The 12,332-nt window shown below is 61.4% G+C and carries 4 protein-coding genes and 1 pseudogene; all 5 read right to left on the bottom strand.

Translation table 11 applies throughout. The features are described from left to right. Positions 1 to 135: 135 nt before the first annotated feature. The 5 genes and pseudogenes from KI235_RS24010 to KI235_RS23990 all read right to left on the bottom strand — a co-directional run bounded on the left by KI235_RS24010 (position 136) and on the right by KI235_RS23990 (position 12,254). Positions 136 to 1,455: an MFS transporter gene (locus KI235_RS24010; RefSeq protein ID WP_003205137.1), complete on the bottom strand. Its 1,320-nt coding sequence runs from the start codon at positions 1,453 to 1,455 to the stop codon at positions 136 to 138. A gap of 309 nt (positions 1,456 to 1,764) precedes the next feature. Continuing rightward, positions 1,765 to 3,090 (bottom strand): sigma-54 dependent transcriptional regulator, encoded by a 1,326-nt coding sequence (locus tag KI235_RS24005; protein ID WP_003205134.1) that lies wholly within the window; start codon positions 3,088 to 3,090, stop codon positions 1,765 to 1,767. Then, complete coding sequence (locus KI235_RS24000; RefSeq protein ID WP_212795331.1) at positions 3,083 to 4,849, bottom strand: ATP-binding protein; 1,767 nt, start codon at positions 4,847 to 4,849, stop codon at positions 3,083 to 3,085. Before KI235_RS24000 ends, KI235_RS24005 begins: the two co-directional genes overlap by 8 nt. A gap of 148 nt (positions 4,850 to 4,997) precedes the next feature. Then, positions 4,998 to 7,811, bottom strand: a complete 2,814-nt coding sequence (locus tag KI235_RS23995; protein ID WP_028237347.1) for an RHS repeat-associated core domain-containing protein — start codon at positions 7,809 to 7,811, stop codon at positions 4,998 to 5,000. A 10-nt stretch (positions 7,812 to 7,821) separates the two neighbouring features. Further along, positions 7,822 to 12,254 (bottom strand): annotated as a pseudogene (locus tag KI235_RS23990) (SpvB/TcaC N-terminal domain-containing protein). Positions 12,255 to 12,332: the final 78 nt, after the last annotated feature.

The following is a 12,332-nucleotide window of genomic DNA, read 5'->3' as shown; positions in this document are numbered from 1 at the left end:
TGCGTTCTGTTGAGAGTGAGGATGGAAGCCAGGCATTAACCAGAGATTAATGTCAGATAAATCTTTGGATATGTGGAACGAGAAAAGGGGCGAACCTGTTCAGGTGCGCCCCTTTCTGTTTGTCCGACGTGGCTGTCAGTCGGTAACGATCCGCGAGTGCTTGCGGGTGTCTTTCATGGTGATGTACACCAGCAGCGACACGGCGATGCACGCCGTCACGTACCAGTAGTAGCCGGTTTCCATGCCGATGCTCTTGAACCACAGGGCGATGTATTCAGCGGTGCCGCCGAAGATCGACACGGTCAGTGCGTACGGCAGGCCGACGCCCAGGGCACGGATTTCGGTGGGGAACAGCTCGGCTTTCACCACGGCGTTGATCGAGGTGTAGCCGCTGACGATGATCAGCGCAGCCATGATCAGGAAGAACGCGCCCCACCAGGTCTGGATGGTGTGCAAGGTGGTGAGGATCGGCACGGTGAACAGCGTGCCGAGGATGCCGAAGGCGATCAGGATCGGCCGGCGGCCAATCTTGTCCGACAGCCCGCCGATCACCGGTTGCAGGCACATGAACAGGAACAATGTGGCGGCAGAAATGGTGGTGGAGTCGGAGATACTCATGCCGACGGTGTTCACCAGGTATTTCTGCATATAGGTGGTGTAGGTGTAGAACGCCAGGGTGCCGCCCATGGTCAGGCCGACCACGGTCATCAGTTCCTTGGGATGGCGCATCAAGGTGCGCATCGCGCTTTCCTTGGCTTTTTCCTTTTTGGTGAACGACTCGGTTTCTTCCATGCCGCGTCGCAGGTACAGCGCCACGACAGCGCACAGCGCGCCGATGGCGAACGGGACGCGCCAGCCCCAGGCATACAGCTGTTCGGTGGTGAGGGTCTGTTGCAGCACGATCAGCACGCCCAGGGCGATGAGCTGGCCGGAGATCAGGGTCACGTACTGGAAGCTGGAGAAGAAGCCGCGACGTTCCTTGGTCGCCATCTCGCTCAGGTAGGTGGCCGAGGTGCCGTACTCGCCACCCACTGACAGGCCTTGGAGCAAGCGGGCAAAGACCAGCAGGATCGGTGCGCCGACGCCGATGGTTTCGTAGCTCGGGCTCAGGGCAATGATCAGCGAGCCGAAGCACATCAGGTACACCGACGCCATCAGCGCACGTTTGCGACCGGCACGGTCGGCGTACAGGCCCATCAACCACCCGCCGATCGGACGCATCAGGAAGCCCACGGCGAAGATCGCGGCGGTGTTGAGCAATTGGGCGGTGGTGTCGCCCTTGGGGAAGAAGACTTTGGCGAAGTACAACGAGAATGCGGCGTAGACGTACCAGTCATACCACTCGACCATGTTGCCGACCGAGCCGCTGAAGATCGATTTGATCCGGCTGGCGGTGGTTCTTTCACGGGCGGGCACGGCAGCCGACCCAAGGGGCAGGGCGTTGGAGTTGTCCATTGAAGGATCCCTTCGTTTAATTGTTTTTGTGGAGCGCGTGGGAACGCAGCCTGACAGGGCTATAGCAGGAGCTGTGCCAGGTGGCAGAAGGCCGGTTTAGAGGGGGGCATGGCGCTAGGTGAGCGGAAAATCGCTCATTGTGGCTGGGGGTGTGGGCGGGAATCCGCTTATGCAGGGAGAGGGTTGTTGTCTGTACTGGCCCCATCGCGAGCAAGCTCGCTCCCACATTTCGTCCGGCTTACACATGCCCCTGTGGGAGCGAGCTTGCTCGCGATGAGGCCGGTACAGACCCAGAGAATTCAGCGGGCCTTACAAAAACATCTCCCGACTCAACCCATGCCGCTGCATCTTTTCATTGAAGGTGCGGCGCGGCAGTTGCAGTTCCTCAAGCACGGCTTTCACATCGCCTTTGTGCCGGGTCAGGGCGGCGCGCAGGCATTGGGCTTCGAAGGCTTCCTGTTGGGCCGCGAGGGATTGGCCCGGCTCCGTCTCCAGGACGGGCAGTTGATCAAGCCCCAACACCTGGCGTTCGGCGACGTTGGCCAGCTCACGCACGTTGCCCGGCCAGTCGTGGCTGAGCAGATGGCTCAACTGCGGGCCGCTCAGGGGCGCGGCGGAGCGGCCCAGGCGTTCGGCGGCGCTGTGGGTGAAGTGTTCGAACAGCAGGGGAATGTCCTCGCGCCGTTCGCGCAGCGGTGGCAGGCGCAGTTCGGCGATGTTCAGGCGATAGGCCAGGTCTTCGCGAAAACGTCCGGCCCGGGCTTCGTCCAGCAGGTCGGGCTTGGTGGCGGCGATGATGCGCAGGTCCACCTGGATGCTCTGGTTGGAGCCCAGGCGTTCGAGCTTCTGTTCCTGCAACACCCGCAGCAACTTGACCTGCTGGGCCAGGGGCATGCTCTCGATTTCGTCGAGAAACAGCGTGCCGCCATCGGCGTATTCGAGCTTGCCGATGCGCTTGCCCTGGGCGCCGGTGAAGGCGCCGCTTTCGTGGCCGAACAGCTCCGCTTCGAACAGCGCCTCGGGAATGGCCGCGCAGTTCAACGCGACGAAGGGCTTGCTCGCCCTCGGGCCGAAGTCGTGCAGGCAGCGGGCGACCAGTTCCTTGCCGCTGCCGGTTTCGCCGCGGATCAACACGTTGACCGGCAGTGCGGCCAGGTCCAGCACCTGGCGCCGCAGGTTTTGCAACGCACGGGAAACGCCCAGCAGCGTGCCATCGAGGCGGACCCGGGCGTCGGCCTGTTCATGCAAGCGACGGTTTTCCAGGACCAGGGTGCGTTTGTCCAGGGCCCGGCGCAGGCTGCCGAGCAGGGCTTCGGGGCTGAAGGGTTTTTCCAGGAAGTCGTAGGCGCCGTCGCGCATGGCCTCCACGGCCATCGGCACGTCGCCGTGGCCGGTCAACAGAATCACCGGCAGGTCCGGATCGCGGCGGCGCACTTCGGCCAACAGCTCCAGGCCACTGAGGCCGGGCATGCGCACATCGCTGAGGATCACTCCAGGGAAATGCTCCGGCAACCGGGCCAGGCATTCATCGGCGCGGCTGAACAACTGCACCTGAAACCCCGACAGGCTCAACCATTGCTCGACGGCGCTGCGAATGCTGCCTTCGTCATCAACGACCATGACTGAATCAAGCATTCAGTTGCGCCTCCTTATCAATGGGCAAGGTCACGCAGAATACCGCGCCGTGCTCATGGTTGTCCGCCGTCAGTCGTCCACCGGATTCATGGATGATTGCAAACGAAACCGCCAGCCCCAGACCCAGGCCATCGCCCACCGCCTTGGTGGTGAAGAATGGATCGAACACCTGGGCCAGGTGTTCCTCGGCGATCCCGGTGCCGCTGTCGCTGACGGTCAGGCGCCACAATTGCTCATCGGCTTCCAGACGCACTTCCAGGCGCTTGATGGGTTGGTCGGCCATGGCGTCGAGAGCGTTGCGCAGCAGGTTGATCAATACCTGTTCGAGGCGGATCGCATCGCCGCGCACCCAGGCCGGTCGAGTCAGGTGCAGCACGGTGCTGATCTGTTCGTCGCGCAGGCGCGTGTCCAGCAATTGCAGCGCCTGGTCGACCACCGCCGCCAGGTCCAGGCGTTCGCGCAGGCCACTGGGGCTTTTGCGGGCGAAGGTCTTCAGGTGACCGGTGAGGGCGGCCATGCGGGTCAGCATGTCGTCCACCGGCTTGAGGGCCTTGTAGGCGTCATCGACCCGACCATGATCGAGCAGCAAACGCAGGGTCGCCAATTGCATGCGTTGGGCGGTCAAGGGCTGGTTGATTTCATGGGCCAGGGCCGCCGACATCTGCCCCAGTGCCGCCAGCTTGGCCGATTGCACCAGCCCGTCCTGGGCCGTGTGCAGATCCCGGGTACGTTCTTCGACCAACCGTTCAAGCTCTTCGCGGCTGCGCTGGCGCAACTTTGCCAGGCGCCAGCGCTGGTTGAGAAACAGCAGCAGGAACACCAGCGCCAGCCACGACCCGGCGGCCGCGAGCCCGGCGTTGCGACGGTCTTCGAAGGCGATCTGCGGACGGCGCAGCAAGTGCAGCGTCCAGCCTTCGGCGGTCAGCGGCAAGGATTCCCACAGGTAGTGCGCCGAGCCATCGGGCGTCTCGACCCGGGCCAGACGGCTATTGTCGTCAAAGCGCCGCAGGGGTTCATAGGCCAGCGGTTGCAACGGTTGTTTGTCGTATTGACGGGTGGCCTTGAGTTCGGCGCGGTCGCTGTCGCTCAGCGGCTGCAAGTGGCGATAACGCCAGCCCGGGCGATTGGCAATGAAGATAATCCCCCGCGCGTCGCTGACCAACAGCGTGTCGCTGCCCTGGCGCCACTCGCGCTCAAGCTCCGGAAACTCCAACTTCACCACCATCGCGCCGAGGAAGTCGCCATTGTCGCCGGTCACCGCACTGGATAAGAAATAACCCGGAATACCGCTGGTCACGCCCACTGCATAAAACCGCCCGGTGCCCTGGGTGCGAGTCTGGATGAAGTAGGGGCGGAAACCATAATTGTGCCCGACGTAGCTGCTGGGCAGACGCCAGTTACTGGCCGCCACGGCGAGGCCTGTATGGTCGAGCAATTCAAGCGTGGACGATTGTGCGGCGCCGTTGATTTTTTCCAGTTTGCGATTCAATGCATCCTGTTGCGTCGCGCTCAGCGGGCCCTTGAGGGCATCACGCAACTGCGGGTCCAGCGCCAGCACGGCGGGCAGGGCGCGGTAGCGTTCGATCAGGGTGTGGAGGGAATTGGCATACAGAGCCAGTTGCTGGCTCGCACGGCTAGCGTCTTCCTCCAGGGCTGCGCGCTCGGCATGGCGCACGGCGAGGACGGCGGCAAGGGCTGCGCCGGCGAGGATCAGGACGATGGCAAGGAGCATGCGCAAGGGGCGCGGCATTGCGGGCATTTGATTGTTTCAAGGGCAGGGCAGGGATGGGCACGATAGCACGCCGAATTAGCGGCTGAATCGCCGCTATCGAGAGCCAGTTCGTAAAGAGGTTCACATTCGGCGTTGAAGCAAGCCGATCCGCCGCTTTCGCTTCAAGACAAACCGGCTATCTGAGCATGCTTTGGGTCTTCTTCAGTTGAACGATCGTGGCTTTCATCTGAAGTCTCAGGTTTTGAGGCGTGTCGCCACTGGATTCTCCGAATAGCTTTTCCAGCGGCTGGTAGGTATTGGTAGCGCCGAGTTCCGCCTTATTGAACAGCTTGTCGATGTAGTCCATTTGTGCGTTCAGCACCTCGATCATGCCATTGATGTACTCGTCGGCCCGGGCGATTTTTTCCTCGGAAAGTTCACGGTTGGCGCCGCGGATTTCGTGAATGATCTCGATTGTCCCGAGCACTGTACCCACCGCGGCCCCGATTTCGCTGGCGGTCACGTTTCCGCTGGCTTTCAGCGCGATTTTGGTGCCGGTGACAGCCGCTTCCTTGCCGGCTTTCAAGACGTTTCGGGTGGTGGGCGCGGTCACGGCATGGAGCAGGTCCTGACCTTTCGCCTTGGCATACTCGTCCAGATTGAGGTGCTTGTATTCGCCTCTCTTCACGATGCGATTCGGGTCCAGTTTGCGGGTCTTGAAGTTGACCGCTGCGCTCAGGCTCAATCGCTCCAGTGCATAGTCAAGGCCAATGCTCACGCCTTTGCTGGTCGTGAACCCCAGCGCGGCCCCCAGGATGATACCGGGTGGGCCCGCAACGCTGCCCAGTGCCGCCGCCCCCATGCCCACCGCGATGCCCGCGCCATAACTGATGACCTGCGCGCCAACATGAGCGCCGACACGTACCGCGGCGGACTGGGCGTGAGCCGCTACCGAGCGATGGCTTTCCAGTTGGGTCTGCGCTTCGCGGGCCCTGCGTGAAGTCAGCTTCAGGATGTCCTTGAACTTGGCTATCTCCCGGTTCAGTTTGTGTTTTTTCTTCCGCCCTTCATGGTCGGCCGCGGCCTGCGCTTTCCTGTCATCTCTCTCTGCCTGTGTCTCCAGGATCAAGCCTTGGTCGTCGGTCAGCGTCATCGGGTTGTTGCCGACGAATCCATACAGGTTCAACCCGTCGACAGTGCCCGCCGGGTCCGGGCTCAACCAGCGCTGCAACCACGGCGGGTAATAACGCGCACCGTAGTAATACAGGCCACTGGCATCCAGCTCCTTGCCCGAATACCGCAAAGTCTTGTAGTCGACTTCTATTCTCGAACGGGCGGCCTGCCAGCTGGTACCACCGAACGGATAGTAATGCTCAAGGCTGATCAAGGCGCCCTCGCGGTCCAGCTCCAATGTGCTGGAGCCCAGGTGGTCGTCGAGGTTGTAGCGCAGTTGGTCGGCTTCGATGCCGTCCGGTTGGCCGGCTTCCCAATGCAGGCAACGGACGCTGCCGTGGGCCAACGCAAATGTGATGATGTGCAATTGCTCCCCGTGGCTGCTCGTGCGGATTTCAAGGTCCGGCAAATAACGGGTTTCGTGGCGGGTACTGGCGGTGATGTGGGTCTTGCTGACCCGCTCGCCCAGGCTGTAAAGGTAGGTTTCGTCATCGTCGGCCATGCCGTTGTCGCGCTTGAGCAATGTCACTCTGCTGAGCTGGTCGCGGGCATTCCATACCAGTGGCTGGGCACCGCGTTGCAAATACAATGGGTTACCGTGGGCATCGAACAGCGCGTCGAAATCCGGTTCCGGGTCGTCTACTGTCCAGCGCACGCCCCGGTTGCTGTGGGGGGCGATGCGCAGTGCCTGGGTGTGATTGTTGCCTTCGCGAACATGCCGCAGTTGGGTCAGGTTGTGGCCGCTGTCGTAGGTGTAGAGCTGGGTATAGTTGAAACGGACGGAGGGGTCGATGGGAACGACCGGGGCCGGTAAACCGGGCAGCAGGTGTGGTGTGTCTCCCTCCAGGCCGGTGGCGCTGGTCAGGCGATAGAGCGAGTCGTAGGTGAACTCACGGTGACCGTCCATGCGCTGATTGGCAAAGTACAGGGTGCTCACTGTCTGGTCCTCGATGCGCAGCACATTGCCCACGGGGTCATAGAAATAGGCCAGGTCCTGGCGCAGGGCCTCACCGGCTTTTCCTGTCTTGAGGGTGCTCATCCGACCATCCGCCGGATCACGTGTCCAGCGGCTGGTCACGCCGTTGGCGGTGTCCTGGCGCTCGATCTGGCCGGCTGCGTTATAGAGGGTGTCCAGCAAAATCGGTTGTGATGCCTCATGGTCCTTGAGTTTCAGGTCCGCTTGTCTGAGTTGCCCGCAAACGTCCAGGCGTAAATCATATCGGTGGCCGCCGGCGTCAGTCTGGCTTACCAGTGCGCCGAGGGCGTCCCGGGTTTGTGTACTGGTATAGGGGATAGCGTCGGCAAAACTGCGTACCTGGCGCAACGATTCACCCAACAGACTGTAACGGTCGAGGCGCAAGGTGCCCGAGGTGTCGGTCTGCTCCAGCAACTGCCCACGCAGGTTATCTACGGTGTCTTCAGTGGCGTCGGCGTAGGTGAACGTTTCGGCATTCGCCTGGCCATTCTCCTCCAGGGCTAGCGGGCGCAGCTGGTTGTCATACTGCGTGCGCCAATGGTTGCCGCGCGCATTCCATACCTGCAAGGTTTCACCCGCCAACCCCGGCAAGGCCAGGCGCCATCCAGCGTCGACGCTGTCGGTCTGCAGGGGGCTGGCCAGGAGGTTGTAGACCGTGGCCTGATTGGGTTTAGGGGCATGGTCGAACAGACGTGGGTCCCATTGCTCGGTCAAATGGCCGGTTACGTTGAACCGTTGACGAGTGATCAGCGCGGCTGCGGGGGCCTTGGCCTGGCTTCGCAGATAAGCGATCTGCCGCACCGGCAGGCCACGGCCGTCGACGGCAGCGATATCCGGGGTTCGGGAGTGAACACTGTTCATGTCAGCCCTTCTACGATGAACCATCGAGTGGCGCGGTATCGTTGTAATCGTGATCGCACTGGTACCACGGGTGATAGACATGCCAAGCCTCATGCCCCTTGGCATTGACGACTTTGACCAGCCGCCCTGGCGGGTCGTAGAACTGCCGGTCGTGGTAGCCGTGTTCACGCAGCGACGCGTCGTTGATGTAACGCCAGGCATCGGCGAAGTAAGGGCGGTAGACCCGCGTGACCAGGCCTTTGTTGTTGTACTCGACCCGTTCGCTGACGCGCCAGCGCGGGTTGGCATCATGTTGGATCGGCCGCCCATCGTCGCCCAATCTCAGCGAGCCGTCCTCGGCCACGGCATAGGCTTGCCCAGGCTCGACCAATTGCTTGCTTTGCAGCGGGCGACCAAAACCGTCGACGGCGCTGACGGCGATGCGGATCTGTCGCAGTCGATCATCCGGATAGCGATCGGCGCTCAACACGACGCTGTGGGCCGGTTCCCGGGTTGTGGACTGGATCAGCATCCAGAGTAGTTCCTCGCCGGCGCTCCGCGTCTTGAGCCGGGCCAGGCGAATGCGCGCCGAGGCGCGAATGTGGCCGCTGGGCAGCACGTAGCGGGCGCTGATCCATTCATCGCGCTGCTCCGGCAACACCAGCGCCAGGTCGAGCGTGCCCATCCAGCTCAAATCTTCGATCCGTACGGCGCTGGCCATGTCGCCCAAGGTGTCCGCCGGATTTTCAATGGCGTGAGCGGGAGACAGGTCTTCGGGCGGCTCATAAGTATCGATGGAATCGAAACCCGCCGGAGCGCCATTCTCGGTGCCGTGAAAGGTGATAGCCAAGGGCACGCCGTCCGGGCCATAAAGCGCCTCTTGGATATTGTCGTTGGCGTCGATGATTTTTCGTGGCAGCAGCGAGTGATAGTTGTATTCGATGTGGGTTGCGCAGCCGTCCGGTAGGGTTACGGCGATGGGCATCAGGTGATAGGCGTCATAGTCGGTCGTGGTAACGCCATGGCTCTGGGTTTCCTGCAACGCACTGGCATGGAAGAAACCTTCCAGCGGCAGGTACGTGGTGAAACCGAGTTTCCTTGACCACAGTTCCTGCGCAGCGTCCTTGCCTGGGTCTTCAGGCAGGAACAGCCTCATGGGTTCGAAGCCAATCGTTTCCAATTGCTGGCGAATGTCGAACGGGTCTGGCACGGCGTCATAGGCGTCCAGCGCCTGCTTGTCGAACTCGGCCACTTCCAACGGACCGGGCAAGGCCTGGAACAGGATAGTGTTCGATTCATCGCGCAGGTAGGTTTGTTCGTCAAGACTGATCAACACCCGGGCAGCTGTCCACTCAGCCGAATCCTGATGTTCCAGGAAGCATTCATAGCTGACCTGTTGCGGGTTCAATCCTTCGGGGAGGTTTCCCTTGGGGCGTCGCAACCCGTTGGTGCGAGCGCGCCAAGGGAGGCCGAGCTTTATGCGCAGTCCGGTCTCGTCGGACAGGTCCAGTGATTCGGATCGGCTCTCGATGATATGGAAGATCTGTTGCTGATCGTCATGGGCATCGCGCCACCAAGTGTTCTCGTCTTCGTCTTCGAAGGGGGATTATCATTTGCGATCAGGCGTCGGGCGTAATGAACGACGAAACTGTGCACCGGCTGGCCGTAGTGATTCCAATTCAGGGAGATGCCGTGCTGGGCTTGTGGGTCGTTGATAAACCCATCGTATTGAAGGCTGACTGTTTCCAGTGCCAGTACCAATAAGCTTTTATGGCCCGCATGAGGTTGACGCAACAGGTAGCGTTGTTGCGTCACGGTGTAGGGTTGGAGCATGGCGATGGATTCGGCGTGGTGGGTCTCGCTGCGCAATACATGGCCAGCCAAGGCGTAGGCCATTTCCCGGGCGGTCTCGGGGTCGGGCGTGATGATCTGGTCGGCTCCGTCCTGTTCGTGGAAACGAGTCAGCAATGTTGGGCCCAGCACTGGCGCGTCGTTGTCGGCTTCGAAACAATCCTTGAGGGGCTGGTCGACGCTACGACCGGTGTGAAACCAGGTCTTGACCAGTGCCGGCGCGGTAAAACCGCTGTCCAAGTCTGCAGCGGGGGTTTCGCTGTCGAGCTGATACAGCCGGGCGAAGCCTCGGAATTCTCGCTGAAAGCTGTCGTAGTCGCCCTCGAAATACGTGAAGCGCTGGGTCAGGCAATTTCCAGTGATTTCGTCCAATTGTTGCTGGCTGGCTACCAGCGGCAAAGCCATGGGTAGATGGCAGACCGGCGGCTGGGAGCGTTTCAGGATCTGCTGTTTTTCGTCCAGCCAGAACTGCGCGCTGCTGCGGTAGGCCAGGCTACTGCTGCAGCCCATGTTGTTGTTCGTGGCGCTGAGCAGGTAGGGCCGTGTCGCGACGAAGTCGTAGCGCCAATGGCGCGGTTTCAGATCCGGCGTGTGATGGGGAACACTCAGGATCAAGCTGGCACAACCCAAGCCTTGCAGATCGGCCAGGGTGACTTGGCAGAGGCGGTCATAGCGCAGGCCGTCGGGCCACTGGACCCGCAGGGGTGTTTGCTCCAAGCCATTGCCGCCGCGGTTGAAGTAGATCTCGAAACAATCGCTTTGCAGATAAATCAACGCAGGTGCCCCGGAGCCATCCAGATCGGCGATCCGCACCCGCTCGGCATCGAACTCGCTATAGGTGAAGGGTAGGGCACTCACGACGAAGCCCTCCCCGAAATGTCCATGGCCCAGGTTCGGCCAACACTTGATTTCATTGCAGCGAATACGGCACAGCTCGGTGCTGTCGCTGCCGAGCATATTGCCAAACAACACCAACTCGCTGCGCACGTCGCTGAACAGGGGCAGGTCGCTGTCCGGTTCATGGGGAACGTCCACGCCGGGGGCGAAACCCTCTTCCCGCAGATTGGCGTAGAGCCGCACGCTTTTCGGGCCGATCAGGGCCAATGAGCGCAAGCCGTCGCCGGACAAGTCGCCCAGTTGGGCGGCGGGATGCAGGAATTCGCTGGGGAAGCGCTTGAAGTCGGTAAAGGTCGACCAACTGCGGTCGGGGTTGAGGGTATAAAAGCCACTCATGCCGGGTTGGGCGATGACCCAATTGAGACGACCGCTGCCGGTGAGGTCCGTCAGTATTTGCATCACCGCCGAGTTATCGGTGGCGATCGGGATGCTGGGCAGCATTGACCAGGGACCATAGCTGATTTCGTCATGATCTTCGCTCTCGCCGCGCTCAGGCTCGCGGTAGTACCAACTATCGGCATGGCGGCACAAGAAACCCGGAATGCCTTCGCCGTAGAGGTCGACACACTGGTAGCGACGACCGTCTTCCAGGGCGGGCATGGTTTCCAAGGCAAAAAATTCCGCTGGCTCAAGGTTCGGCTCGAAGTCGGTGTATCGGAGTTCCACCGGAGGGCTGTATCCGACCCGACCCTCGGCATCCCAGTCTTGATAATGGGCGGCGGTCAACAGGCTGTAGCCCAACTCGGTCGGGGTGTATTCCAACAGCAACCGACGCAGCAGCGCGGGTTCGTTGTCGGCTCCGGCAGGGAATTGGTGAAACATCAGCACCTGATGGCACAGGCGCCGGGTGCCCACCTCGAAGCCGTACCGGTAAGCGTGGATAGGATCGCTGCGTAGTTGCCAGGCGTTTTCGTCGAGGGCGGTCCAGGCGGGTTTTTCCTCGAGTTCGAGGGGGCGTTGGCCGTAATCGAATATCAGGTGAAAGTGCCAGGCCAGTTCGGTCGGATCTTCAACTTCAAAGCAATACAAGGTTTCGCTGGCCGTGGCGTTGCCATAACACAACCGTTGCAGGTAACGCTGGGCGCTATAGTCGTGGGGGCCGTCAGGGGGACAGGGGTCGGCCTTGTACTCGTAATAGATGTGCTCGCCCAGCGGGCTGACTTCTTCCAGCAGCAGCCATTGGGCAATGCGCGACGGGACCTGCGGGTCGGCAATACGTGACGTCGTGCTTTTCCCATAGCAATACACGTGGCCGTTGCTGCCCTGTACTCGCCAGAACGGATGGCCATCGATGGAGGTCCAGAGTTCATAAATGTCGAAGGTGCTCTCGACCCTCGGGTAATAGCGCACCACCGCGAAAATACGCTCGCCCATCTTGCGGCTGGTCTGCCGCTCAAGATCTGGCCAGCGATCCACCCCATCGGGGCCGACCATGACGTCGTCTTCCCCGTAGTGCGGGACGCCATTACTGGTCTTGCGGCTGATGCTGGGGACCGACAACTGCATGCCGATGCCGAACAGGCCATTGCCGTTTTGGCTGTTGTATTGCAGAGCCAGGTCCGGCGTCAGATGCCGGGCGCTCGACACGGGCAGCGGCAACTCGAACGAGGCGGCGCCCCTTGTGCCTACCGGGCCGAGGCTGTTGCCGAGGGTCGCGATTGACGCGCCGCCGGCAATGGTGGGCGTGATGATCTGGAGGGGGGCTTGCTCTGCCATTGAAGGTTCATCCCTTTGATCCGCGCCAGGGTTGATCCCCGGCCAGGGTGAGGATGCCAAGAGAGAGCAGGGGTGTAA

Source organism: Pseudomonas sp. St386, assembly GCF_018325865.1.
GTDB classification, from domain to species: Bacteria; Pseudomonadota; Gammaproteobacteria; order Pseudomonadales; family Pseudomonadaceae; genus Aquipseudomonas; species Aquipseudomonas brassicacearum.
This window is presented reverse-complemented; position numbering and strand designations above follow the sequence as displayed.